The organism is Micromonospora sp. NPDC005413 (assembly GCF_040606435.1).
Classification (GTDB): Bacteria; Actinomycetota; Actinomycetes; order Mycobacteriales; family Micromonosporaceae; genus Micromonospora.
On sequence record NZ_JBEXEV010000020.1, the window covers coordinates 60,797 to 86,326 of the forward strand.

Annotated in this window: 19 protein-coding genes; 2 read left to right on the forward strand and 17 right to left on the reverse strand. The window is 69.7% G+C overall.

All coding sequences use genetic code 11. The features are described 5' to 3' along the window. Positions 1-108: 108 nt before the first annotated feature. From pyrF to pyrR, 8 genes are all read right to left on the reverse strand, one after another. Positions 109-945, reverse strand: coding sequence for an orotidine-5'-phosphate decarboxylase (pyrF, locus tag ABZS37_RS20800; RefSeq protein ID WP_355171198.1), 837 nt, complete (start codon positions 943-945; stop codon positions 109-111). A gap of 72 nt (positions 946-1,017) precedes the next feature. Next, complete coding sequence (locus ABZS37_RS20805; protein WP_355171200.1) at positions 1,018-2,292, reverse strand: adenosylmethionine--8-amino-7-oxononanoate transaminase; 1,275 nt, start codon at positions 2,290-2,292, stop codon at positions 1,018-1,020. Between the two features lie 99 nt (positions 2,293-2,391). After that, on the reverse strand, positions 2,392-3,435 hold the full coding sequence (locus ABZS37_RS20810; RefSeq protein ID WP_355171202.1) for a quinone-dependent dihydroorotate dehydrogenase: 1,044 nt from the start codon (positions 3,433-3,435) through the stop codon (positions 2,392-2,394). Next, positions 3,432-6,779, reverse strand: coding sequence for a carbamoyl-phosphate synthase large subunit (carB, locus tag ABZS37_RS20815; RefSeq protein ID WP_355171204.1), 3,348 nt, complete (start codon positions 6,777-6,779; stop codon positions 3,432-3,434). Before carB ends, ABZS37_RS20810 begins: the two co-directional genes overlap by 4 nt. Beyond that, a complete protein-coding gene (carA, locus tag ABZS37_RS20820) occupies positions 6,772-7,965 on the reverse strand; it encodes a glutamine-hydrolyzing carbamoyl-phosphate synthase small subunit (RefSeq protein WP_355171206.1) in 1,194 nt (397 codons plus the stop codon). Before carA ends, carB begins: the two co-directional genes overlap by 8 nt. Then, positions 7,962-9,239 (reverse strand): dihydroorotase, encoded by a 1,278-nt coding sequence (locus tag ABZS37_RS20825; RefSeq protein ID WP_355171208.1) that lies wholly within the window; start codon positions 9,237-9,239, stop codon positions 7,962-7,964. The genes carA and ABZS37_RS20825 overlap by 4 nt, the downstream gene beginning before the upstream one ends. Further along, positions 9,236-10,162: an aspartate carbamoyltransferase catalytic subunit gene (locus ABZS37_RS20830; protein ID WP_355171210.1), complete on the reverse strand. Its 927-nt coding sequence runs from the start codon at positions 10,160-10,162 to the stop codon at positions 9,236-9,238. The genes ABZS37_RS20825 and ABZS37_RS20830 overlap by 4 nt, the downstream gene beginning before the upstream one ends. Next, a complete protein-coding gene (gene pyrR / locus ABZS37_RS20835; protein WP_355171212.1) occupies positions 10,159-10,743 on the reverse strand; it encodes a bifunctional pyr operon transcriptional regulator/uracil phosphoribosyltransferase PyrR in 585 nt (194 codons plus the stop codon). Before pyrR ends, ABZS37_RS20830 begins: the two co-directional genes overlap by 4 nt. Positions 10,744-11,032: 289 nt before the next feature. Here pyrR and ABZS37_RS20840 point away from each other — a divergent pair, with 289 nt between their 5' ends. Beyond that, complete coding sequence (locus tag ABZS37_RS20840) at positions 11,033-11,521, forward strand: transcriptional regulator (RefSeq protein ID WP_007458348.1); 489 nt, start codon at positions 11,033-11,035, stop codon at positions 11,519-11,521. A gap of 83 nt (positions 11,522-11,604) precedes the next feature. Here ABZS37_RS20840 and nusB read toward each other — a convergent pair whose 3' ends face one another. The 5 genes from nusB to ABZS37_RS20865 form a co-directional block, all read right to left on the reverse strand. After that, on the reverse strand, positions 11,605-12,015 hold the full coding sequence (gene nusB, locus ABZS37_RS20845; protein WP_354994042.1) for a transcription antitermination factor NusB: 411 nt from the start codon (positions 12,013-12,015) through the stop codon (positions 11,605-11,607). 23 nt (positions 12,016-12,038) lie between these two features. After that, complete coding sequence (gene efp, locus ABZS37_RS20850; protein ID WP_354993669.1) at positions 12,039-12,596, reverse strand: elongation factor P; 558 nt, start codon at positions 12,594-12,596, stop codon at positions 12,039-12,041. Positions 12,597-13,035: 439 nt separating this feature from the next. Further along, positions 13,036-13,467: a type II 3-dehydroquinate dehydratase gene (gene aroQ, locus ABZS37_RS20855; RefSeq protein WP_355171214.1), complete on the reverse strand. Its 432-nt coding sequence runs from the start codon at positions 13,465-13,467 to the stop codon at positions 13,036-13,038. Continuing rightward, positions 13,464-14,543, reverse strand: a complete 1,080-nt coding sequence (gene aroB, locus ABZS37_RS20860) for a 3-dehydroquinate synthase (RefSeq protein WP_355171216.1) — start codon at positions 14,541-14,543, stop codon at positions 13,464-13,466. Before aroB ends, aroQ begins: the two co-directional genes overlap by 4 nt. 10 nt (positions 14,544-14,553) lie before the next feature. Continuing rightward, positions 14,554-15,552 (reverse strand): YafY family protein, encoded by a 999-nt coding sequence (locus tag ABZS37_RS20865; protein WP_355171218.1) that lies wholly within the window; start codon positions 15,550-15,552, stop codon positions 14,554-14,556. Positions 15,553-15,631: 79 nt separating this feature from the next. Here ABZS37_RS20865 and ABZS37_RS20870 point away from each other — a divergent pair, with 79 nt between their 5' ends. Continuing rightward, positions 15,632-16,360, forward strand: coding sequence for an alpha/beta hydrolase (locus ABZS37_RS20870; RefSeq protein WP_355171220.1), 729 nt, complete (start codon positions 15,632-15,634; stop codon positions 16,358-16,360). A gap of 82 nt (positions 16,361-16,442) precedes the next feature. Here the strand turns inward: ABZS37_RS20870 and ABZS37_RS20875 are convergent, their stop codons facing one another. From ABZS37_RS20875 to ABZS37_RS20890, 4 genes are all read right to left on the reverse strand, one after another. Then, positions 16,443-16,946: a shikimate kinase gene (locus tag ABZS37_RS20875; protein WP_354993674.1), complete on the reverse strand. Its 504-nt coding sequence runs from the start codon at positions 16,944-16,946 to the stop codon at positions 16,443-16,445. Continuing rightward, positions 16,946-18,124 (reverse strand): chorismate synthase, encoded by a 1,179-nt coding sequence (gene aroC, locus ABZS37_RS20880; protein ID WP_355171222.1) that lies wholly within the window; start codon positions 18,122-18,124, stop codon positions 16,946-16,948. Before aroC ends, ABZS37_RS20875 begins: the two co-directional genes overlap by 1 nt. Before the next feature lie 469 nt (positions 18,125-18,593). Continuing rightward, complete coding sequence (locus ABZS37_RS20885) at positions 18,594-19,115, reverse strand: hypothetical protein (protein ID WP_355171224.1); 522 nt, start codon at positions 19,113-19,115, stop codon at positions 18,594-18,596. Positions 19,116-19,164: 49 nt separating this feature from the next. Then, entirely contained in the window at positions 19,165-25,263 is a 6,099-nt protein-coding gene (locus ABZS37_RS20890; RefSeq protein ID WP_355171226.1) for an RHS repeat-associated core domain-containing protein, read from the reverse strand. Between the last annotated feature and the right edge of the window lie 267 nt (positions 25,264-25,530).

The window sequence follows — 25,530 nt, forward strand, 5'->3', positions numbered from 1 at the left end:
GAACCAAGGGGTCCGTGGTTCCCAGCGCGGGGAAAACTAGCGGCCAACGGAGCTTTCGGCAACGTGGGGGCCGCATGATCACCGTAGAGTGACCGACCCATCAGTCAGTCACCGGGCAGGCAGGACGGCCCGGCAGTCGACCAACACGCGGTCCGCGGCGGCCCGCAGGGCGGCGACATCGGGGCCTGCCGAGAGCACCTCCCGGGAGTACGACGGGAGCACCGAGGCGAGGCTGGAACCGAAGACGGTACGCAGATCGGCTGCGCCGGCACCCTGTGCGCCGAGCCCCGGGGCGAGCAGCGGGCCCCCCACGCCGGAGAGGTCGTGACCGGTTTCTCCGATGGTCGCGCCGACCACCAGACCGAAGCTGCCGAGCGGGGTCGCACCCCTGTTGAGCTGGGAAATCTCGTCGATCACGGTCTGCGCCACGGTGCGGCCGTCGGCCGTGCGGGCCTGCTGAACGGCCGCGCCCTCGGGGTTGGAGGTGAGGGCCAGCACGAACACTCCGCCGCCGTGCTTGGCGGCGAGATCGAACATCGGTGCCAGCGAACCTACCCCCAGGTAGGGGCTCGCGGTGACCGCGTCGACATACAGAGGGCTGGATGGATCGAGGTACGCGGAGGCGTACGCGCTCACCGTCGAACCGATGTCGCCGCGCTTGACGTCGAGCAGAACGAGCGAGCCGGCATTCCGTAACTGTCGGATAGTTGACTCAAGAACCGCCACACCTCGGGACCCGAACCGCTCGAAAAAGGCCGACTGAGGCTTGACCACCGCAACCCGGTCACCGAGCGCTTCCACGACGGTTTGGGTGAACCGGTCAAGCCCCTGAACGTCGTCCGCGAGGCCCCAACGGGCCAGCAGACCGGGATGCGGGTCGATGCCCACACAGAGTGGCCCGCGCTCGGTGATCGCCCGGTGCAGCCGGGTGCCGAAGCTCTCCATCGGAGTGTTCCCCTCTCCTCGTCCGGACGGCAGCCCCGCCCGGGTAACCGTCGACCCGGTGACCGGGCCGACTCAGCCGGCCGCCACCGCCGCCGCCACACCGGCCGCGATCCGGGCCAGGTCGGCGTCGTCGGTGACGTACGGCGGCATCGTGTAGATCAGGTCGCGGAACGGGCGTAGCCACACCCCCTGGTCGACGGCGGCCGTGGTGGCCGCGCCGAGGTCGACCTCGTGATCGAGCTGGACCACCCCGATCGCGCCGAGCACCCGTACGTCGGCCACGCCGGGCGCGCCGCGAAGGGGCTCCAGGCCGGCGCGCAGGCCGGCGCCGACCCTGGCCACCTGTGCCGACCAGTCCCCGGCCCGCAGCAGCCCGATGGAGGCGTTGGCCACCGCGCAGGCCAACGGGTTGCCCATGAACGTGGGTCCGTGCGCCAGGACGCCAGCGGCAGAGATGCCCCGGGCGACCTCCGGGGTGCAGAGCGTCGCCGCGAGCGTCAGGTAACCACCGGTGAGCGCCTTGCCCAGGCACAGCACGTCCGGCGTCACCCCGGCGTGCTCGGCGGCGAACATCTCACCGGTACGGCCGAACCCGGTGGCGATCTCGTCGAAGATCAGCAGGATCCCGTGCGCTCGGGTCACCTCGCGCAGCACCCGTAGGTAACCCGGGTGGTGGAAGCGCATCCCGCCGGCGCCCTGGACGACCGGCTCGACGATCACGGCCGCCAGTTCGTCGGCGTGCCGCTCGACTGTTTCCACCAACGCCGCCACGTACGCGTCGTCGGGCGGGTCGGTGAAGCCGCCCGGTGGGACCGGGGCGAACACCTGCCGGGGCAGCACGTCGCCCCAGAGGTGGTGCATCCCGCCCTCCGGGTCGCAGACGCTCATCGGGTGGAACGTGTCGCCGTGGTAGCCGCCCCGCCAGGTCGCCAGCCGGTGCCGCTGCGGCCGACCGATGGCCCGCTGGTACTGCAGGCACATCTTCACCGCCACCTCGACGCTGACCGAGCCGGAGTCGGCCAGGAACACGTGTTCCAGGCCGTCCGGGGTCAGTTCGACCAGGGTCCGGGCGAGCCGCACGGCGGGCTCGTGGGTGAGCCCACCGAACATCACGTGGCTCATCCGGCCGAGCTGGTCGGTCACCGCCGCGTCCAGCACCGGGTGTCGGTAGCCGTGGATCGCCGCCCACCAGGACGACATCCCGTCCACCAGCTCCCGCCCGTCGGCCAGCCGCAACCGCACCCCCTCGGCGCTCTCCACCACATACGGCGGGTTCGCCGACGGAATCGCGGCGTACGGATGCCAAACATGCGCCCGATCAGCCCCAAGAATCTCCTCAGGCGTCACGCCCACCCCGTCCCCCAGCCCCTACCCACGCCCGCACCCACGCCCGCGTCGATCTAGGGAATCTTGTCGCTACTGGATCTCCAATCACGACGATCTGCCCTAGATCGACGCGGAAGGGGCGGCAGGCGCGGAAGGGGCGGCGCGGGCGGCGGCGCGGACCAGGGCGGGGCCTCGGTAGATGAAGCCGGTGTAGAGCTGCACCAGGGCGGCGCCGGCGTCGAACATCCGCGTTGCGTCGTCCGGGTCCAGCACGCCGCCTACGCCGATGATGGGCAGCCGGCCACCGGTTTCCCGGTGTACGAAGGACACCACCTCGCGGGCCCGGTTGGTGAGCGGCCGACCGGAGAGGCCACCGGCCTGGGCGCCGCGCTCGGCGTCCACAGTGGCCAGCCCGGTACGGGCCAGCGTGGTGTTGGTGGCGATCACTCCGGCGGCGCCCCGGGCCAGGCAGACCTCCAACAGCTCGGCGATCGCCGCCTCGGTCAGATCAGGCGCGATCTTGACCAGCACCGGCTTCTCCCCCACCAGCGCGCCGAGCAGCGCGTCCAGGTGAGCGCGGTCCTGCAACGAACGCAGCCCCGGCGTGTTCGGTGAGGACACGTTCACCGCGAAGTAGTCGCCGTGCCCGCGCAGCGCCCGGTACGAGGCGAGGTAGTCCTCGACCGCCTCGTCGAGCGGTGTCACCTTGGACTTGCCCAGCGAGATGCCCAGCGGCACGCCGATCGGGCGCGGCAGCGCCGTCAGCCGGGCGGCCAGCGCCGCGGCCCCGGCGTTGTTGAAGCCCATCCGGTTGACCACAGCCTCGCTGGTGGGCAGTCGGAACAGCCGCGGCCGGGGGTTGCCCGGCTGGGCGTGCGCGGTGACCGTGCCGACCTCGACGAAGCCGAAGCCGAGCGCCGGCCAGGCCGGCAGCGCCGCCCCGTCCTTGTCCATCCCCGCGGCCAGCCCGACCGGGTTGGGGAACCGCACACCGAACACCGTGCGCGGCGCGCTGACCGCGTACCGGGCCCGCAACGCCGCCAGCGCGGCCGGCCGCCGCGACAGCACGCTCAACCGCCGCAGTGTCCACTCGTGCGCCGCTTCGGCGTCCCCGCCGCCGAGCCGGAACAACCACGGCCGCACCGCCTGCTCGAACAGGGTCACTGAGCCGCCCGGAGGGTGGCGTGCAGGTCCTGCAGAGGGCGTACCTGCATGTCGCCGCGGATCCGTGCCTCGATGCCCATTACAGCCGCGGCGGCGCCGGGGACCGTGGTGATGCAGGGGATGTCGGCGGTGACGGCCGCGCTGCGGATCTCGTAGCCGTCGGAGCGGGCGCTGGCGCCCGAACCCTGCGGCGTGTTGATCACCAGTGCAACGTGGCCGCCGCCGATCAGCGACACCGCGTCGTCCCCCTCACCGGCCTGGTAGTGCTTGCGGATCTGCTCGCACGCGATGCCGTGTCGGCGCAGCACCTCGGCGGTGCCGGTGGTCGCCACGATCTCGAAGCCCAGATCGGCCAGACGCTTGATCGGGAAGATCATGCCGCGCTTGTCCCGGTTGGCCACCGAGACGAAGATCTTCCCGGCGGTCGGCAGCGAGCCGTACGCGGCCGACTGGCTCTTGGCGAAGGCATGCCCGAAGTTGGTGTCGATGCCCATCACCTCACCTGTCGACTTCATCTCCGGCCCGAGCAGCGAGTCGATCCCCTTGCCGGAGCGGGTCCGGAAGCGCTTGAACGGCAGCACCGCCTCCTTGACCGCGATCGGAGCGTCGGCGGGCATCGTGCCCCCGTCCCCCGTCGCCGGCAGCAGGCCCTCGGCGCGCAGCTCGGCGATGCTCGCGCCGAGCGCGATCCGGGCCGCCGCCTTGGCCAGCGGCACCGCCGTCGCCTTGGAGACGAACGGAACGGTCCGCGACGCCCGCGGGTTGGCCTCCAGGACGTAGAGCACGTCGTCCTTGAGCGCGTACTGCACGTTGAGCAGGCCGCGGACGCCGACGCCACGGGCGATGGCCTCGGTGTAGCGGCGGACCTCGACCAGGTGCGAGCCCGCGAGGGTGATCGGCGGCAGCGCGCAGGACGAGTCACCGGAGTGGATGCCGGCCTCCTCGATGTGCTCCATCACCCCGCCGATGTAGACCTCGCCGTCGGCGTCGCACAGCGCGTCCACGTCGATCTCGATGGCGTCGTCGAGGAACCGGTCCACCAGCACGGGGTGATCCGGGGAGATGTCGGTGGCCCGACCGATGTAGTCGCGCAGCGTCGGGTCGTCGTAGACGATCTCCATGCCCCGCCCGCCCAGCACGTACGACGGTCGGACCAGCACCGGGTAGCCGATCTCGTCGGCGATCGTCTTGGCCTCGTCGTACGAGGTGGCCATCCCGTGCGCCGGCGCGCGCAGCCCGGCCCGGGCCAGCACCGCGCCGAACGCGCCCCGCTCCTCGGCCAGGTGGATCGACTCCGGGGAGGTGCCGACCACCGGTATACCCGCGTTCTTGAGCCGCTGCGCCAACCCCAGCGGGGTCTGCCCGCCGAGCTGCACGACCACCCCGACCACGCCCGGCCCGCCGGCCGCCCGGCCGGACGAGTCCTCGGCGTGCCAGACCTCCAGGACGTCCTCGAAGGTCAGCGGCTCGAAGTAGAGCCGGTCTGCGGTGTCGTAGTCGGTGGAGACCGTCTCCGGGTTGCAGTTGACCATGACGGTCTCGTAACCGGCCTCCCGCAACGCCTGAACCGCGTGCACGCAGGAATAGTCGAACTCGATGCCCTGCCCGATCCGGTTCGGGCCGGAGCCCAGGATCAGCACCTTCCGCCGGTCCGACGGCACGACCTCGGTCTCCAGGTCGTACGTCGAGTAGTGGTACGGCGTGGTCGCCTCGAACTCGGCCGCGCAGGTGTCCACGGTCTTGTAGACCGGGCGCACGTCGAGTCGGTGCCGCAGGGTCCGTACGCCGTCCTCGGCGGCCAACTCCGGGCGCAGCGCGGCGAGCTGCCGGTCGGACAGCCCGGCCCGCTTGGCCCGGCGCAGCAGCTCGGCGTCGAGCACCGGGGCGTCCACGATCTCCGCACGCAGCTCGATCAGCGAGGCGATCTGGTCCAGGAACCACGGGTCGATCCCGCCGGAGGCCTCGGCCACCTCGGCGATCGACGCACCGAGGCGCAGCGCCCGCTCGACGGTGTACAGCCGGCCGTCGTGCGGGATCCGCAGCGCGGCGAGGGTGTCCGAGCGGGTGGCCCCCTCTGGGTCCGGAGTGGTCCAGAAACCAGATGATCGGGTCTCCATCGAGCGCATCGCCTTGTTCAGCGCCTCGGTGAAGTTACGCCCGAGGCTCATCGCCTCGCCCACCGACTTCATCGTGGTCGTCAGCTCCGGGTCCGCGCCGGGGAACTTCTCGAACGCGAACCGGGGGATCTTCACCACCACGTAGTCCAAGGCCGGCTCGAAAGCCGCCGGGGTCTTCAACGTGATGTCGTTGGGAATCTCGTCGAGGGTGTAGCCGATGGCCAGCTTCGCGGCGATCTTCGCGATCGGGAAGCCCGTCGCCTTGGAGGCCAGCGCCGAGGAGCGGGACACCCGGGGGTTCATCTCGATCACGACGATCCGGCCGTCGACCGGGTTGACCGCGAACTGGATGTTGCAGCCGCCGGTGTCCACCCCGACCTCGCGCAGCACGGCGATGCCCAGGTCACGCAGGCGCTGGTACTCACGGTCGGTGAGCGTCATGGCCGGGGCCACGGTGACGCTGTCGCCGGTGTGCACGCCCATCGGGTCGATGTTCTCGATCGAGCAGACCACCACCACGTTGTCGTTCCGGTCGCGCATCAGCTCGAGCTCGTACTCCTTCCAGCCGAGCACGCTCTCCTCGATGAGCACCTCGTGCACCGGGCTGGCGGACAGGCCGTCGCCGGCGATGCGGGCCAGGTCCTCCGGAGTGTGCGCCATGCCCGAGCCCAGGCCGCCCATGGTGAACGACGGCCGGATCACCACCGGCAGGCCCAGCTCGGCGACGGTCGCCTCGACCTCGTCCATCGTGTGGCAGACCCGGGAGCGGGGCACCAGCCCGGTGGGCTCGTCGACGCCCAGGCGTACGCCGGCCTTCGCGACGATCTCCTTGAACAACTGGCGGTCCTCGCCCCGGTTGATCGCGTCGATGTTCGCGCCGATCAACTCCACGCCGTACTTGTCCAGGACGCCGGCCTCGTGCAGGGCGACCGCGGTGTTCAGCGCGGTCTGCCCGCCGAGGGTGGCCAGGATCGCGTCCGGCCGCTCCTTGGCGATGACCAGCTCCACGAACTCCGGGGTGATCGGCTCGACGTAGGTCGCGTCGGCGAACTCCGGGTCCGTCATGATCGTCGCTGGGTTGGAGTTGACCAGGCTGACCCGGATCCCCTCACTGCGCAGCACCCGGCAGGCCTGGGTGCCGGAGTAGTCGAACTCGCAGGCCTGCCCGATGACGATCGGCCCCGAGCCGATCACCAGGATGTGCTTGAGATCGGTCCGCTTAGGCATTGCTGCGCCCCTCGCTGTGGGTCCGGCCTTCACTGGGCTGCCGGTCGAGGGCACGGCCTTCGATCAGCTCGGCGAAACGGTCGAAGAGGTAGTCGGCGTCGTGCGGGCCGGCCGCCGCCTCCGGGTGGTACTGCACGGTGAAGGCGGGCACGTCCACGGCCCGCAGCCCCTCGACCACGTTGTCATTGAGGCAGACGTGCGACACCCGCACACCGCCGAAGTCGGTGTCGATCACCTGGTCGGGGACCACCGCGCCGTCACCCGCACCGGGCACCTGCACGGCGAAGCCGTGGTTGTGGCTGGTCACCTCCACCTTGCCGGTGGCCCGGTCGAGCACCGGCTGGTTGATCCCCCGGTGGCCGTAGCCCAGCTTGTAGGTGCCGAAGCCGAGCGCCCGCCCGAGGATCTGGCTGCCGAAGCAGATGCCGAACAGCGGCACCTGCCGCCGCAGCGCCTCCCGGGCCAGCGCCACCGGAGCGTCGGCGGTGGCCGGGTCGCCGGGGCCGGGCGACAGGAAGATCGCGTCGGCGCCGGTGGCGAGCAGCTGATCGATGCTCGACGAGGCCGGCAGCACGTGGGTGGTCACCCCCCGCGTGGCGAGCCGGCGTGGCACGTTGCGCTTGATGCCCAGGTCCAGTGCGGCCACGGTGAACCGGTGTTCGCCGACGGCCTCGACGACGTACGGCTCGGTGGTGGTCACCTCGGCGGACAGGTCCGCGCCCACCATCTGCGGCGCCTGACGGACCCGGGTCAGCAGGCTCTTCGGATCGTTGTCGATGCTGGAGATGCCCACCCGCATGGCACCCCGCTCGCGCAGGTGCCGGGTCAGCGCCCGGGTGTCCACCCCGCTGATGCCCACCACACCCTCGGTGGCGAGACGGTCCTCGAGACCGCCGCTGGCCCGCCAGTTCGAGCCGATCCGGGCCGGGTCGCGCACGACATAGCCAGCCACCCAGATCCGGCCGGACTCGTCGTCCTCGGCGTTGACCCCGGTGTTGCCGATGTGCGGCGCGGTCTGCACCACCACCTGACGGTGGTAGGACGGATCGGTGAGGGTCTCCTGGTAACCGGTCATGCCGGTGTTGAACACCGCCTCGCCGAAGGTCTCCCCGACGCTGCCGTACGCCTCACCGGGGAACGTGCGCCCGTCCTCGAGCACGAGGATCGCGGGCCTGCGCTTGGTCACTTGATGGCCTTTCCGTCCAGGACCGTCGGCTCGCCGCGCAGGAAGGTCGCCACGATGCGACCCGGCAGCGTCATGCGGGCGTACGGGGTGTTGCGACTGCGACTGGCCAACTCCGCCGGCTCGATGGTGCGGCGGACGGCCGGGTCGATCAGGGTCAGGTTGGCCGGCACACCGGGTGCCGGGTCGACGCCGTGCCCGGTCAGCCCGGCGATCCGGGCGGGGGCGCGGGACATCCGCTCGGCGATCAGGTCCCACTCGGGGCCGAGCACGTCCAGCGCGATGGAGAGGGCCGTTTCCAGGCCGAGCATCCCCGGCCGGGCGTACGCCCACTCGCACTCCTTGTCCTCCACCGCGTGCGGAGCATGGTCGGTGGCGATCACGTCGACCACACCGTCGGCGAGCGCGGCGCGCAGGGCGACGACGTCCACGGCGGTGCGCAGCGGCGGGTTGACCTTGAAGACCGGGTCGTAGGTTTCCGCACGCTCGTCGGTGAGCAGCAGGTGGTGCGGGGTGACCTCGGCGGTCACGCGTACCCCACGCGCCTTGGCCTGGCGCAGCACCTCGACGCTGCCGGCGGTGGAGACGTGGCAGACGTGCAGTCGGCTGCCCACGTGCTCGGCGAGCAGCACGTCGCGGGCGATGATCGCCTCCTCGGCGACCGCCGGCCACCCGATCAGCCCGAGCCGGGTGGAGACCTCACCCTCGTGCATCTGGGCGCCCTCGGTGAGCCGGGGCTCCTCGGCGTGCTGGGCGATGATCCCGTCGAACGCCTTGACGTACTCCAGTGCCCGGCGCATCAGCTTCGGGTCGGCGACGCAGTGCCCGTCGTCGGAGAAGATCCGCACCCGGGCCGCGGAGTCGGCCATCGCGCCCAGCTCGGCCAGGCGCTCGCCGGCCAGCCCCACCGTGACCGCGCCGATCGGCTGCACGTCGACCAGACCGGCCTCCCGGCCGAGCCGCCAGACCTGCTCGACCACGCCGGCGGTGTCCGCGACCGGGGAGGTGTTCGCCATCGCGCAGACCGCCGTGTAGCCACCCATTGCCGCCGCGCGGGAGCCGGACTCGACGGTTTCGGCGTCCTCCCGACCGGGCTCGCGCAGGTGGGTGTGCAGGTCGACGAGGCCGGGCAGGGCGACCAGCCCGGTGCCGTCGACCACGGTCGCGTCCGGCGCGGACAGGCCGGGGCCGACCTCGGCGACCAGGCCGTCGCGGATCAGCAGGTCGGTCGGCGGTCCGCCGACGACACTCACGCTGGTGATCAGGTACGCGGTCACCGGTTGTTCCCTCCGAGCAGCAGGTACAGGACGGCCATCCGCACGGAGACCCCGTTGGTGACCTGTTCGACGATGGTGGAGCGGGGTGAGTCGGCGACCTCGGGGGTGATCTCCATCCCCCGGTTCATCGGGCCGGGGTGCATGACGATGGCGTGATCGGGCAGCCGGCGCATACGCGGACCGTCCAGCCCGTAGCGGCGGGCGTACTCACGCGCGGAGGGGAAGTAGGAGTCGTTCATCCGCTCCCGCTGCACCCGCAGCATCATCACCACGTCGACGTCGGGCAGCACGGAGTCGAGGTCGTAGGAGACGTCGGTGCCGGGGGCGAGGGCTCCCGCGATGTCGACCGGGATGAGGGTCGGCGGGCCGACCAGGGTGACCTTGGCGCCGAGGGTGGAGAGCAGCAACACGTTGGAGCGGGCGACCCGGGAGTGCAGCACGTCCCCGACCACCGCGACCGACAGACCGGCAAGCCGGCCCAACCGCGCCCGCATGGTGTACGCGTCCAGCAGCGCCTGGGTGGGGTGCTCGTGGGTCCCGTCACCGGCGTTGACGACCGACCCGTCGACCCAGTTGGCCAGGCGGTGCGGCGCGCCGGAGGCGGGGTGCCGGATGACGACGGCGTCGGCGCCCATGGCCTGCAGGGTCAACGCGGTGTCCTTCAGGCTCTCGCCCTTGGTGACGCTGGACCCCTTCGCGGAAAAGTTGATCACGTCGGCGCTGAGCCGCTTGGCCGCCGCCTCGAAGGAGATACGGGTGCGGGTGGAGTCCTCGTAGAAGAGGTTCACCACGGTCCGGCCGCGCAGCGCGGGCAGCTTCTTGATCTCCCGACCGGCGACGGTGGCCATCTCGGCGGCGGTGTCCAGGATCTCGGTGGCGGTGTCGGCGTCCAGGTCCGCACCGGAGAGCAGATGCTTGATCATGCGGTGGTCCCTCCGTACAGCCTGACCTCGTCGGTGCCGTCGGTCTCGGCGAGCGTCACCTTCACGCTCTCGGCGAGCGAGGTCGGGATGTTCTTGCCGACGTAGTCGGCGCGGATCGGCAGCTCCCGGTGCCCCCGGTCGACCAGGACGGCGAGCTGCACGGACGCCGGGCGACCCACGTCGTTGAGCGCGTCGAGCGCGGCCCGGACGGTCCGGCCGGAGAAGAGCACGTCGTCGACGAGGATGACCCGCTTGCCGTCGATGCCGCCCGACGGCAGCTCGGTCGGGCCGATCGCGCGGGTGGCGTTCCGGCGGAGGTCGTCGCGGTACAGGGTGATGTCGAGCACACCGACCGGAATGGCGACGTCCTCGAAGGTGCTGATCCGCGCGGCGAGCCGCCGGGCGAGGGGGGTGCCCCGGGTGGGAATCCCAAGAAGCACCGTGTCGGCGGCGCCCTGGGTCTTCTCCAGGATCTGGTGAGCGATGCGGTCGACCACGCGTTGCACGTCGGCGCTGGCGAGGATCACCTTCACCGAGGGTTGTCGCGGTGGTGACGAGCGGGCAGCCGGTGGGTATGCCACGGCGGACCTCCTTCCCCGCCTCACTGGACGGGTCGTTAAAGGATGTCGGGCACCTCCGGCCGGACCGCACAGCGGACCTGAGCCGGGGCTTCACGCCACGTTACCAGTGGTCACCGGGCCGATGGACGGCGGCCGCTGACCACCGGATCAGGCCCACGAAATGGGGATAACTTCCCTGACGCTCCTCAACGGTAGGGTCACGACCACTTGACCAGGTGTCGCAATCCCCGTACCGTCACGCTCCGTAGCGATCGACGGGAGAACCCCGAGCAGCACTGGGAGTGTCCGAATGCCCTCTGAATACGCCAAATCTCTGGGCGCCCGCCTGCGCTCCATCCGCCAGCAGCAGGGTCTCTCCCTGCAGGGTGTGGAGGAGAAGTCCAACGGGCGGTGGAAGGCCGTGGTGGTCGGCTCGTACGAGCGTGGCGACCGGGCCGTGACGGTGTCCCGTCTGGCCGAGTTGGCCGAGTTCTACCGCGTCCCCGTCTCGGAGCTGCTGCCCGACGGCAGTGGTGTCCGTCACGAGCCCACCAGCAAGATCGTCCTGGACCTGGAGCGGCTCTACGACGAGGCCTCCGAGGACCTGGCCTACGTCGCCCGCTACGCGCGCGCCATCCAGCAGCAGCGTGGTGACTACAACGGCCGGGTGCTCTCGATCCGCGCCGACGACCTGCGGGCGCTCGCGATCGTCTACGACGCCTCGCCGTCGGGCCTGATCGAGCGGCTCACCGAGCACGGTGTGCTGGTGGCCGACCCCCGGGCGTTCTTCGCCTCCTGAGCTGTCGTTCCACCGAAAGGGCCCGTGCCATCCGGCACGGGCCCTTTTCGTTCGTGGTGCTGGTGTGCTGCGCTGGCGCTGACTCAGCGGGTGGCGTACTCGGCGATCCGGCCGAGGATGCCGTTGAGGAAGCGCGGCGAATCGTCGGTCGACATCTGCCGGGCCAACTCCACAGCCTCGCTGATCGCCACCGCGTCGTCGATCTCGTCGACGTAGAGCAACTCGTAGACGGCGATCCGGGCCAGGTTCCGGTCGACGACCGGCATCCGCTCCAGCGTCCAGCCCTCGGCGTAGCTGGCGATCAGCTCGTCGATCCGGTTGAGGTGCTCGGCAACGCCCTCGACCAGGCCCACCGCGTAGCCCAGGTGCTCCGGTCGGGGCTGCTCGATCCGCTGCACGTAGCCGGCGAGCACCTCCACCGGAGGCTTGTCCCGTAGGTCGGCCTCGTAGAGGACATCCAGCGCCCGCTTGCGCGCCTTGCGGCGCGCCGGCATCTGCTGCTTGGAACCCTCGGCCATCAGGCGCGGCCGAGGTAACGGCCGTCGCGGGTGTCGACCTTGATCTTCTCGCCGGTGGTGATGAACAGCGGCACCGGCACGGTGGCGCCGGTCTCCACGGTCGCCGGCTTGGTGCCGCCGGTCGAGCGGTCGCCCTGCAGGCCCGGCTCGGTGTAGGTGACCTCCAGCACGACGCTGGTGGGCAGCTCGATGTAGAGCGGCACACCCTCGTGGGTGGCGACGGTCGCCTCCGCCTCGGGCAGCAGGTAGTTGGCTGCCTCGCCGACGGTGCCACCGGGCACGGTGATCTGGTCGAAGGTCTCCAGATCCATGAAGACGTAGTCCTCGCCGTCGGCGTACAGGTATTGCATGGTGCGCTTGTCCACGGTCGCGGTTTCGACCTTGGTGCCCGCGTTGAAGGTCTTGTCGACCACCTTCCCGGACAGCACGTTCTTCAGCGTGGTGCGCACGAACGCACCACCCTTACCGGGCTTGACGTGCTGGAACTCGACGACAGCCCACAGCTCGCCGTCCAGGTTGAGTACCAGGCCGTTTTTGAGGTCGTTGGTGGAGGCCATTTCCTGCCTTGATCATCAATTGGCGGACAGACCTTGAGAGTCTACTAGCTGCGTCGCGGTGTGTTTCCCGCCGCGGGTTCGGATGCCGGCCCACGGCGGGCGTTCCCGGCCCGACAACAGTGACAGAAAGTCATGTTCTACCCACTAGTGACCCCCACTCCCACGCCCTTTGCTCTGCTTCAACCGGCGCAACAGCCACGCTCCGTACTCTGCGCACAAGGGCCCCCACCTCTGGCGCACATCACATATCCGCAGCTCGCCACCAGTGTTGCGTCGGTTGAAGCAGAGCAAAGGACCCGTACAGGAGTGGTCTACCCCCTGTGGGATGCCCTCGTAACGGCGGCCGACGGTCACGGCCAGCAATGGGGGCCACCGTCACGCTGAGTAACGTCAATTTACTGGGGCGCAGGGCGGCACGAGAGGCGGAATGCCCTGCTGCTCAGCCGGTCACGGTGGCCAGGTGGTGCAGGGCGAGGCGATAACCGTTGACACCGAGACCGCAGATCACCCCGGTCGCCACCGCGGAGACCACCGAGTGGTGCCGGAACTCCTCGCGGGCGTGGATGTTGGAGAGGTGCACCTCCACCAGCGGCCCGCGCAGCATGGCGCACGCATCCCGCACCGCGTACGAGTAGTGCGACCAGGCAGCCGGGTTGAGCACCACCGCGGCGCCCTCGTCAGCGGCGGTGTGCAGCCAGCCGAGCAGTTCGTGCTCGGCGTCGGTCTGCCGGACCGTCACGTCCAGCCCCAACTGCTCGCCCGTGGACTCGCAGAGCGCCACCAGGTCGGCGTAGGTGGTCGCGCCGTACACCTCGGGCTCGCGGGTGCCCAGCCGGCCCAGGTTCGGCCCGTTCAACACGTAGACCTTCACCCCGCGCAGACCTCCTGGTAGGCGGCCTCCAGCAACGCATCGTCCGGGCCTTCCAGCATCGCCGGGCGAGCCAGCCCGTCCAGCACCACGAAGCGCAGCCGGTTGCCCCGGGCCTTCTTGTCCACCCGCATGGCGGCCAGCAGTTGCGGCCAGGCGTCGGCCGGGTAGCTCACCGGCAGGTCGAGCGCGGCCAGGGTGGCCCGATGCCGGTCGGCGGTCGGGGCGTCCAGCCGGCCGGCGAGCCGGGCCAGCGCGGCGGCGTAGACCAGGCCGACGGCGACGGCGTGCCCGTGCCGCCAGCGGTAGCCCTCGTTCTGCTCGATCGCGTGGGCCAGCGTGTGACCGTAGTTGAGCACCTCCCGCATGCCCGACTCGCGCAGGTCACCGGCGACCACGTCGGCCTTGACCCGGATCGCCCGCTCGATCAGCTCCCGCGTCACCGGTCCGCGCGCGTCGGTGGCCGCCACCGGGTCGCGCTCGACCAGCTCCAGGATCGCCGGGTCCGCGATGAACCCGCACTTGACCACCTCGGCGAGCCCGGCCGCCAGGTCGACCGCGGGCAAACTGTCCAAAGTGGCCAGGTCGGCCAGCACGCCGACCGGCGGGTGGAACGCGCCCACCAGGTTCTTGCCGGCAGCCGTGTTGATGCCCGTCTTGCCACCCACCGCGGCGTCCACCATGCCCAGCAGCGAGGTCGCCACCGGCACCCAGCGCACCCCGCGCAACCAGCAGGCCGCGACGAAGCCGGCCAGGTCGGTCACCGCACCGCCACCCACCCCGACCACCGCGTCGGTGCGGGTGAAGCCGGCCGCTCCGAGCCGGTCCCAGCAGGCGGCGGCCACGTCGATCTGTTTGCCCGACTCGGCGTCGGGCACCTCGATCAGCAGCGGCTCGACGCCAGCGGCGCGCAATCGCTCGCCAAGTGCGTCCGCGAGGGCCTTGAGCGGGGGCGCGTGCAGCACCGCCGCCCGGGTCGCCCCGGGCAGCAGGCCGGGCAGCGCGCCCAGCAGGTCGCGTCCAACCAACACGTCGTACGGCCGCTCGCCGCCGACCGGAATCCGGGTCACCTCGTCCATCGCCGGCAGCCTAGTCCAGCGAACGGCGCGGTGAGGGCAACCGCCCACCTGCTGGCCGGGCGGCCCAGTCGGCCAGCAGGCGGGCGTGCTCGGCCACCGCGGCGCGCAACGCGTCCGGGTGTCGAACAGTGAACGGGCAGCCCAGCCCGGCGAGCAGCGCGGCCGCACCGGGCAGGCTCTCCACCCGGGTCCGCAGCAGCACCCCGTCGGTGGTGGCGGTCAACTCGGCCACGCTGGGCGGAACGCGGCGGCGGGCGGCGACCAGGTCGGTCTCCAGCAACACCTCGATCTCGTGCGTGTACGGCACGCCGGCCAGCGACCGCGTCACCCAGGCCACCGGGTCGAAGCCCTCCGGCACGGTGAACGTCGCCACGCCGGGGGTCACGGCGCCGATGCGGTCCAGCCGGAAGGTGCGGACCTCACCGCGCCGGTGGTCGTGCCCCGTGACGTACCAGCGGCCGGAGTGGAAGACCAGGCCGTACGCGTCGAGCTCCCGGCGCGACTGCTCGCCCCGCCAGGAGCGGTAGTCCAGTGCCACCCGCTGCCGGTGCCGGGCGGCCGCGGCCAGGATGAGCAGGGTGCCCGACGCCGGCCCTCGCTGCGCCTCGGGGCGTCGCAGGGTGAAGCCCAGGTGCTCCTGCACGGCGGCCAGCCGGTCGGCGAGCGCCACCGGCAGCACCCGGCGGATCTTCGTCAGCGCGGTGGCGGTGGCCGGCTGCTCGGTGGCCAGCCCGACCCGCTCCGCGACGACCAGGCCGAGCAGCACGGCCACCGCCTCATCGTCGGTGAGCATCAGCGGCGGCAACCTGAACCCGGGGTGCAGCCGGTAACCGCCGTAGCGGCCCCGGTCGGCGGTGACCGGGATGCCCAGCTCGACCAGGGTGGCCGCGTACCGGCGCACGGTTCGCTCGTCCACACCGAGCCGGCCGGCCAGTTCGGCGGCCGTCGCCCGGTGCCGCGCCTGGAGCAGTTCGAGTAGGGCCAGCACCCGGCCGGCGGGATGTGACACGGGCCACTCCTCCAAACCGGGCGGATTCTGTCCGGATTCGATCGTACGGTCTGTCGGTAGCCGAGAGAAGGAGCGACAGATGGCGACGTTCGTGCTGGTACCGGGGTTCTGGCTGGGTGCCTGGGCGTGGCGGGAGGTGACCGGAACGCTGCGCGCGCAGGGGCATGAGGTCTACCCGATGACACTGACCGGATTGGCCGAGCGTGACCACCTGGCCGGGCCGGAGGTGAGCCTGGAGACGCACACCGCCGACATCGTCCGGCTGATCGAGGTGGAGGACCTGCGCGAGGTGCTGCTGGTCGGGCACTCCGGCGGCGGCATGCCGGTCGCCCAGGCGGCGGACCGCATCCCGGACCGGATCGCCCGCGTGGTCTACGTGGAGAGTGGGCCACTGCCGGACGGCACCGCGCAGTTCGACACGGTGCCGCCCGAGGAGCAGGAGGCGCTGCGGGCCGCCATCGGCGACGGGCACCTGCTGCCACCGCCGGCCTGGGATCCGGCGGCCGACCCGGCCAACCTGGCCGGACTGGACGAACCGACGCTCGCCCTGCTGCGCGCCCGGTCCACTCCGCAGCCGCTGCGGGCGGCGACCGACCCGGTGCGGCGCACCGGCGGTCGCCCGGTGCCGACCGCGCTGGTCGCCAGCACGTTCCCGTTGGCCGTGGTGGAGCAGATGATCGGCCAGGGGCACCCGTTCTTCACCGGGCTGGCCGGCGGTCAGCTGTTCGAGCTGCCGACCGGGCACTGGCCGATGCTCAGCGAACCGAAGGCCCTGGCCGACGTCCTCGACGCCGTCGCCCACGGCTGAGGCGAGGCCCCAGCAACGGGCACCGTCGTCGGACACCGCCCCGCCCGCCGCCCAGCCGCCTGCCCACCGGCTGGGCCCGGCGTCAGCGGGGCAGCAGGGCGGCGATCTCGGTGACGATCTCCGCCGGGGCCCGCCCGTCGGTGGTCACCGTCGCGGTGGCGACCTCGGTGTAGAGCGGCCGGCGCTGGTCCATCAGGTGCTTGAGGGTGGCCCGCGGGTTGATCGCCAGCAGTGGCCGGCCAGCGCCGAGCCCGACCCGCTTCACCGCGTCGGGCAGCTCGACCGAGAGGTGCACCACCCGGTGCCCGACCAGGGCGGCCCGGTTCTCCTCGGCCAGCACCGCGCCGCCGCCGAGGGCGAGCACACCCGTGCCGGCAGCCAACGCCGCGGCCACCGCGGCCCGCTCCAGGGTACGGAAGTGCGCCTCACCCTCGTCGATGAAGATCTCCGGGATCGGCTTGCCGGCCATCTGCTCGATGTCGGTGTCGGTGTCGCGGAACTCCACCCCGAGGGTGGCGGCGAGTGCCCGTCCGACGGTGGTCTTGCCGCAGCCGGGCGCGCCGACCAGCACGACGACCGGTGCCATCAGCGGATGACCAGCGCGTCGAGGTACCCGGCCAGGTTGCGGCGGATCTCGGGGATCGAGTCGCCGCCGAACTTTTCGGTCGCCGCCTCAGCGAGCACCAGGGCCACCATCGCCTCGGCGACCACCGCCGCGGCGGGCACCGCGCAGACGTCCGAACGCTGGTTGATCGCGGTGGCCGGCTCGCCGGTGGCGACATCCACGGTGGCCAGCGCCCGGTTCAGTGAGGAGATCGGCTTCATCGCGGCGCGAACCCGCAGCGGCTCACCGGTGGTGATGCCACCCTCCAGACCGCCGGCCCGGTCGGTGACCCGCCGAACGCCGGTGGCCGACGGGATGATCTCGTCGTGCGCCTCCGAGCCGCGGGACCGGGCCTGCTGCCAGCCGTCGCCGATCTCCACGCCCTTGATGGCCTGAATGGACATCAGCGCGGTGGCCAGTCGGGCGTCGAGCTTGCGGTCCCACTGCACGTGGCTGCCCAACCCCGGCGGCACCCCGTACGCCAGCACCTCGACCACACCGCCGAGGGTGTCGGCGGCCTTCTTCGCGGCATCGACCTCGGCGACCATCAGGGCGCTGGCCTCCGGGTCGAGGCAGCGCAGCGGGTCGGCGTCGATGCGGGCGGCGTCGGCCGGAGTGGGGCGCAGCCCGGGCTTCGCGGCCACCGGGCCCAGCTCGATGACGTGCGAGACGATCTCGATGCCGAGCGCCTGACGGATCAGCGCCTTGGCGACCGCGCCGACGGCGACCCGGGCGGCGGTCTCCCGGGCGCTGGCGCGCTCCAGGATCGGCCGGGCGTCGGTGTGGCCGTACTTCTGCATGCCGGCCAGGTCGGCGTGGCCCGGGCGGGGGCGGGTCAGCGGGGCGTTGCGGGCCTGCTGGGCCAACTCGTCGGGGTCGACCGGGTCGGCGGCCATCACCGTGCGCCACTTCGGCCACTCGGAGTTGCCGACCCGGATCGCCACCGGGCTGCCCAGGGTAAGCCCGTGCCGCAGACCGCCGAGCAGCTCGACCTCGTCCCGCTCGAACGACATCCGGGCGCCCCGGCCGTAGCCCAGCCGTCGGCGGGCCAACTCGTCGGCGATCTCGGTGGTGGTCACCTCGATGCCGGCCGGCACCCCCTCCAGCATCGCGACGAGGGAGGGACCGTGCGATTCACCTGCAGTCAGCCAACGCAACACAGCGGTCAGTCTGTCACGCCCGCGTCTCGTCCCAGCGGACGCGCCTAGCGTGTCCCAGCCTGCGGGCCAGGCGCCGGGATCTCCACCGACGCCCTGGGCCTCACCCACATCCCAGGGCAGTCGCAAGATCGAGCTTTGACCGGATAGTCGGTTATGGGATAGTCACGCCGGTTCCGGTTGGTACATAGTTCCATCGCGCCAACACTCCGGAAGAACAGCCGGAACCCATACCGATCCCTACAACTACTAGGAATCGCCTAGAACGGGCATGCCTCTACCTTGCGAACGCCCTGACCCACAAACAGACACCACACTCCAGGAAGGACATACGATTGCCATGAAGGGTGTGCTGTGCATCGACTACAGAGACTTAACCAATCGAGTCTTTGCAGAAGCCCTGATCGGTTTATAGCACTGAGCGACACCTCACGGTCGTGAGGTGTCGCTCAGCGGGCAGGCGGAACTACTACTACTGGAGAATTCTGGCTACGTCATCTCCATTCAGAGCAACGAGGTCCTCTGCCGCCTCGCGACATACCTCCCGCAGAACAATATGGCCGTCCGAGGTGACCCGAGGATATTGCGGAAGAACTGCCACTTTCCTGATCACGTACATGGACGCCAGAGCGGCAAAGCCGACCGCAAGCAGGACCTCGGACGCTCGCCGATAACTCGGCTCAACATCCTGTTCGACCATCCTGGCCAGCACGAGGAGAACAAGGCTAGTCAGCAAGGCGAGGACAGAGACCGGTGCCGCAGCGAAGTTCGCTATCGTGACGGCCCAAAAGGAGCGCTTTGCACGTCGCGCCTGATCAGGGGTCAATGCCAGAGGAACGGCAATGTCTCTCCTCACAAAGCCACGCCGATTAAGAGCCCGGAACTCAACCACTTGCATCCCCGCCCTGCCGTCCAGCACCGAAAGACGGGGCGGCACGACGGACCCTATCCCTGCGGCAATAATTGCGACGTCAACCCGGCCTTTCAAATCCATGTCACACCCTTACCCACTCTAGAGCGCGCCTTCCTCATAGCCGGAAGCCTCAGTCGACCCATTTCGAGTGCCAGCGGCAGCTCACTCCAGTCCAGTAACCGGTCCAAACCTTGTTGTTGCGGTAGGTGATGATCCGGTAGTCGACCCAGACACCGTACTGCTGGGTGCACTTCCTTCTGTATATGTTCATCATCGCCCAACGCGCAGCCATTACGACGCCGGCGGTAGCGGCGGCGGGTGGGTAGAAGACGCCGGCGATGCCGCCGACAATTGTGATCCCCTCGAGCAAATCCCAATAGTCGGTCAGCACGCGATGAGTGATCGTACAGCGGAGTTTCACGTCGCGAGTCGTACCGCCGTACCACGTCCAGTACTTCTTGTACGAGGTCTTGGAGCAAGGCACGCGAGCCAGTCCACTCACGTCAGTACAGTTGACGGCGTCGCCCGCACAGTACTCGTACGAGTTCAGGTTTCCACCGTATACCGCATCCACCGATCCAAAGCGCCCCATCGTCGGGTTGTAGATACGTGCGCCCATAAGAATGGAGCCGTCCGGCGTGTCGGCGGCACGTTGGGCACCCGCGAGCCATCCGTATCGTTCGCTGCCAGCGTTCGCGGTGCCAGTTGGTGAACCGAGCTCGGTATAGTCCTGAGTGTAAGCCAAGCCAACCTGGGCCTCCGTCATGCCCGCGACGTTGTCACCGTGCAGGTTAAGGATCTTCCAATTGACGCCCGTCGCGTTGTTGAACGTAGCCACCAGCCCCGTCAAGCCCGCGATGGTTCGTGAGAAGTTGGCACCACCCTCCTCAGTCCAGGTCGGAGTGTCCTCGTCGTCGCCATAGTGGTTACGCATGATGAGTCCGTGAGCCGTGTCGGTCCAGGAGCGAATGCGGTTCGCAACAACATCGACCGTGTAGGTCGCCGTCCTGGAGCCCTGCGTAATGGTGCGCACCATGTCGTTGACGTAGTAGCTCGCTTGTCCGGCACCACTCGTTGGAACCGCAGTGTCGGCGGCCGGCTGAGCGGTCCTCCGTCCCAGAGCGTCAAAAACATAGCCGCTCGTGGTCAACCGATCCGCACTGTCGTAGTCCCAGCCGCGCGCCGTGCCTGCTGTCGTCGTCTGGCAGGTGCCATTCGCTCCGGGGGCGTACTCCGTCAGCGCGGTCCGGTTCGCCGTGGCGTCATATTCGTGAACCCTACTGATGCACTGGCTTGCGACGGTGTCACGCACCGCAACGAGCCGAGCCGCCTCGTCGTAGGAGTACGCCCGGTCGGAGACGGTGGAGGTACGTCTCGTTTGCTGACCGTGAGCGTTCTCTACCACCTGCTCCTGGTAAAGGGTGCAGTCGGATTGGCCACAGCCGGGCCGGGTGTAGACGATCTGGACGGCGTTACCCGTTTCGTCCAGCGTCACGAGGACCGCGACGCCGTTGGCCCACGTTTGGCTGGTCAGGGTGCCGTCGGGGTCGTAGGTGCCGACGAAGGTCCCAGCCTGCGAGTCGGCCACCGAGGTCGCCAAGCCCCGTCGTTCGTTACCGCCGTCAAACGTGAACGTGCGGGTTCCCTTGCCGTCCGTAGTGCGGTCCGTCCGACCGACCAAGTCGTAACTGGTGGTCGTGACGCTGCCATCGGAATCGGTGTATGACGTCTGGCGTCCGAGACCGTCATATGTACGCACCACCTCGGCGATAACCGTATCGTTGGCGCTGATCGTCTGGGTCCGCAACAGTTGGCTGCTGGCCTGGTCGTACACCTGCCGGCGGACCTCCAGCGGTGCGCCCAGCCCGCTTGCGACAATCGACGCTTCCGCCTGGCGCCCTGCGGCGTCGTAGGTCATCACGGACCGACGAAGTTCACCTGCACTCGACTTCTCTACCTTGGTGCGCAGTTGTCCGTACAGGTCATAGGTGGTGATCGTGACCGGGAGTTCCTGGCCTGCCTCCGGCTGGCCGCCTAACTCGGTCCGACAAACCAGGCCCTCCCACTCCGCCCGATTGCCGCACTCGGGGAGGGACGCGTTGGCCGTCGCCGTGTAATAGACGGTGACCCTCGTTGCCGGGGTCGTATCGACGCTTCCCCCGCCGGGATTGGTATCCGAAACAACCCGACCAGAAGCGTCGTATTTGGTCCGGGTGACGAGATCGAGTCCACCCGGGTCCGTGGTCACGTGGGTCGCCTGCTTTAGCGTCCAATCGTATTGAGTGGTAGTCGTCCGAGGGTCGGCGTCGGCCGTCTGACCGAGATTGACGTAGCTGACAGATACCCGCTCGGTGGTGAGTAGATTGAATGGCCCCCCGTTGGCTGGCGCCCCCTCGTCGTAGGTAAAGCGGGTGTGGGTGCGACCGCGAACCACCGCACCGGTTGACAGCATCACGTCATGTTCGGGTCCGAAGGTTTCCAGCACCCGCTGACCGTCATCGGCGTACACCGTAGCCGTCGTCAGCCTGACTGCAATCTGAGCCTCTGCAGCAGCGTTGTCGCTACTCGATGCGTCAAGGGCTCGCTTGCGGTTGCTGGCCGTCAGTTCGCCCAAGACATTGCCGAAAGCGTCGTACCACGCGGTGGAGATGTTGCCGCCCGGCTGGACGGTGTTTACAACCCGAGCGTTGGCATCTAGGTAGGTGACAGTGGCCCGGTCGTACGAGCCGGGCAGATTGCCGGTGACCGGGTCGCCAGTCGGCACCTGCATCGGCGGGAACACCGCTGTGGCGTCGGTCGGCGGCTCGGTCTGCCCCCATCGCGCCGTTTGGCTGCCGGACAAGTCGTACGGAGATCCGCTGCCCGAGGTGGGAATCCGGTATACGACCGTCTCAACAGCGGTTCCGGCGCTCAGGGCTGACCGGCTGACCTTATAGAGACGGCCCTTGCCCGGGTCGCTCGGCAGAGTGGTGAACGAGAACTGCCACGGCTGCTCGGCCGGCGGGGTCAGCGAGACGATGATCCCGTTCGAGTCGTAGTAGTAGACGGTGCGCAGCGAGTGCGGTCCGGTGCCGTCGGTGTAGTCCAGCCGCGGGTCGTGGAAGGTCCGGAGCCGGCCGCCGTTGTCGTAGGTGTAGCCGGCGAGCACGACGGTCCGCATCGCCGGGGTGGGCAGATCCGGGTCCCACGCGGTGTAGGAGATCTGCTTCACCCGGCCGGCGTAGTCACCCCACTGCCCGTCACCGAGACCGGTGGCCGTGGTCGTGGTGGCATAGGTGAAGCTCAAGGCCCGGCAGCCGCGAGCCAGGGTGGTGCAGCTGACGCCGGTCGGGACCGGGGCCAGCAGGCGGGTGGGCCGCATGATGTCGTTGGTGCCGACCGTGGCCTTCTCCCAGGAGTAGGTCGTCGCGTTTCCCGACCCGGGAGGCGTGACCGAGGTGGGCGTGTAGACGCCTACCGGGTCGGTCGCGGCCCGGGTGAAGATGACCACGTTGCCCTTGCCGTCCGACAGGGTGAAGCGGCTGGTGGCCGAGTTGAAGGTCAGCTTGTAGGACTCGGCGCCGACCTGAGGCTCGTAGTTGACGCCGGCGGTGTCAACCTTGGTGAAGCCGATCGTCGAGTCGTCCGGCAACTTGACCTGGACCAGGCTGCCGTAGGTGGTGAGCTTCGTGTACGGCGCACCGGCGTCCGACACGACCAGGCCGGAGATCCAACCGGGACCGAACAGCGGGTCAAGGCCCTGCGGCTGGCGACTGTTGACCGTCCGAGAGATGGCCAGTCCGGCGACGGACACGTCTGCGGAGGAGATCTGGTAGTTGCCGGTGATCAGGTTGACCGAGCCGGGCCCGACCTGGGCGGTGTCGGCGGAGGCGAGGTTCCGGTCGAAGCGGAACTTCACGTTGTCGGCCGGCGCACCGTAGTTGCTCAGGTTGAAGTACGGCCGGACCTGGACGGGCCCGTCGCGCGGGATGCTCTGCGCATCCACAGCGGCAAGGGTGGCCGCGACGTCCCAGTTGAGCTTGGGCGCGGCGCCGCTGGTGAGGGCGACCGGCCAGGTGACCGCGCCACCGCCGACGGCGTTCGTGACGTGGCCCGCCGGGATGGTGACCCAGGCGTCGGAGCCGGCCCGACGCCACTGGTAGGTGACGTCACCGAAGGAGGGTGCGGCCGTCGAGGCGAGCACCACCTTGGCGCCACTGACATCGCCGGCCTTCGGCGAGTCCTGGGAGCCGGAGCCGACCTTGAACGGATAGCTGCGCAGCGCGGTCACGTTGCCGGCCGAGTCGCGGGTACGGACCCAGACGCCGTGCCAGCCGGGGGTCAGCGGCTTGATGCTCACGGTTGCCGGAGCCCCGAGGGAAGGTGCGTTCACCACCTTGTTCGGCGGCTGCACGTCCAGGCTGTACTCGTACGCGGCCGCGTCGCTGATGCCGTTCGGGTCGAAGGTGAAGTTGCCGGCGACGTTGGCGTCACCGCCCCACTGGTTCTCCAGATAGGTGGGCGAGGTGACGATCGGTGGGCTACCGATCGAGGTGTCCACCGTGAACTCGCAGAACGTCGACCAGGTGCCGTCGACGGTGCCGTCATTGCCGCGAATCCGCCACTTGTAGGTGGAGCCGTTCGCCAGGACGCCGGACGGGATGGTGGCGCTCAGCGTCGAGCCGGAGGCCGCAGTGCCGGTGATCGTGCTGCCGAGCTTGGTGGTGCCGGCCAGCGTCCACCACTCGAACTCGGCCTTGACCGACGAGCCCTCGGCGTCGGAGATGACGGACTTGAGCTGGGGCGTCGTGGTGTTGATGTTGGGCCCCGCCGAGCCAGTGGCACAGGCGCTCGCCGGCACCGTCGACCGCGTTCCGACCGCCGGGTACGAGTTGTAGGTGACCACCGCGTACGGCACCTGGCTGCTGTCAATCGCGTTGCGGGAGCGGAACTGCTTGAAGCTGTTGGTGCTCGCCTCGTCCGTGCCCCGCACGCCCATGTAGGCGGTGGACTGGTTGGCGGTGGCGGCTCGCTGGAAGAAGGTCGTGCCGCTGATGCTCACCCAACCGTCGGCGCAGCCCGAGCCGCCCTTGGTCTGGGTCGAGGTCGCTTCCTTCTGCGTCCAGCTGGGCTGGGTGCCCCACCGGGTGGCCGACGAGGCGGCACCGGTGGTCCAGATCTCCCACGAGGTCGCGGTGCAGGTGTTCGACCAGAAGTTCCAGAAGTTCACCGTGGCAGAGGTGATCTGCTTGCCCGCCAGCGCCGAGACGCCCCAGTGCACGAAGGCCCGGGCCTTGGTGCTCGGGGAGCCGGCCAGCAGACCGAGCTGGAGGTCGTTCGCCCCACCCCGGTCGACCGTGTCGCCCTCCTTCACATAGGTGTCGAAGGTGGTGTACAGGGGGTTGATCTGGGGGTCGATGGTGACCGGGTACTGGGTCGCGGGATCCTTGAGCCACTTCAGATCCGGGTTCAGCCGCATGGTGAGGCCACCCGCCGCACGGGCCAAACCGTTCGTCGGCCGCTCCGCCTTCGCCGCTACGACCGCTCTGCGCATCGGTTCGCCACTGCCCGCGGACCGCTTCGCGTCCCACATCTCCGGCGCCGGCACGGCCGCGACCGGCCGGCCCTTGGCGTCCTTCAACATCAGCCCACCCGAGCTGTCCTGGGTGAAGGAGGACAGCCCCTTACCTGCCAGTGGGAATGCCAGCGCTGGCAGTCGGTCCACGGCCTCGCGGTTCTTCACCGTGAGGAACTGCGCGAAACCGGTCCGGGTGGCCTCGACCACCAGATCGATGCCGGTCGCTACCTCCGGGTAGGTTGCCCGGTTGCCATCGAGTACCGGCACGGGCAGGGCACCGGCCCAACCCATGCTCAGCCGACCGTCTCCGACACCGACTGCGGCCAACTCGCCACCGGCCTTCCGGGCGCCTGAGATACGCAGCTCCAAGGGGTGTGCGAGGGCTCGGATGGAGCCGTCCGCCGCGGGCTGGAGGGTGAGGTCGATCGGGACCCACCTGTCGTCCTGCCGCATCCGGACCGGACCGGCGTGAACCTTCGCCTCGATCTGCCCGTCGGGGTGGGCGACGTACTCCGCCGACTCCGTGGTCATGCCGGTGATCCGGACCTGCTGGCCGGTCATTCGGGCGGTGACTAGAGCAGCGATCTCATCCGGACGCTCGAGTACCTCGGCGGACTTGGGGCGGGGCGCCGCTTCGGCTCGCTGGACGGGCACCTCGGAGATGCTCGTCACGAGGCTTACCACCACGGCGACAGCCGCTGCCCGACCCCACCGAGACCTGACGAATCTTCCCCAGTTGACCAAAGAAATCCCTGTATGCGCGCGCGCACGTGCCACTGCGGTCCCCCCGTGTCCCAGGCTGAAAGGTGAGCCGGACACTACGGTCGACGATGACAGTGGTCAATAAGAACTTTGGGCGACGACCCAGGGCCCGGAGGAGCGGCCTACACCAGATGAAACGTGGTCGCAAACGGACTGACAGTCACCCTCGGTGACGAA

Excerpts from the sequence above, each read along its gene's own strand:
- pyrF (WP_355171198.1), bottom strand. The coding sequence starts at position 945 with ATGGAGAGCTTCGGCACCCGGCTGCACCGGGCGATCACCGAGCGCGGG.
- carB (WP_355171204.1), bottom strand. The coding sequence starts at position 6,779 with ATGCCTAAGCGGACCGATCTCAAGCACATCCTGGTGATCGGCTCGGGG.
- ABZS37_RS20830 (WP_355171210.1), bottom strand. The coding sequence starts at position 10,162 with ATGATCAAGCATCTGCTCTCCGGTGCGGACCTGGACGCCGACACCGCC.
- ABZS37_RS20840 (WP_007458348.1), top strand. The coding sequence starts at position 11,033 with ATGCCCTCTGAATACGCCAAATCTCTGGGCGCCCGCCTGCGCTCCATC.
- nusB (WP_354994042.1), bottom strand. The coding sequence starts at position 12,015 with ATGCCGGCGCGCCGCAAGGCGCGCAAGCGGGCGCTGGATGTCCTCTAC.
- efp (WP_354993669.1), bottom strand. The coding sequence starts at position 12,596 with ATGGCCTCCACCAACGACCTCAAAAACGGCCTGGTACTCAACCTGGAC.
- aroB (WP_355171216.1), bottom strand. The coding sequence starts at position 14,543 with ATGGACGAGGTGACCCGGATTCCGGTCGGCGGCGAGCGGCCGTACGAC.
- ABZS37_RS20870 (WP_355171220.1), top strand. The coding sequence starts at position 15,632 with ATGGCGACGTTCGTGCTGGTACCGGGGTTCTGGCTGGGTGCCTGGGCG.
- ABZS37_RS20875 (WP_354993674.1), bottom strand. The coding sequence starts at position 16,946 with ATGGCACCGGTCGTCGTGCTGGTCGGCGCGCCCGGCTGCGGCAAGACC.
- ABZS37_RS20885 (WP_355171224.1), bottom strand. The coding sequence starts at position 19,115 with ATGGATTTGAAAGGCCGGGTTGACGTCGCAATTATTGCCGCAGGGATA.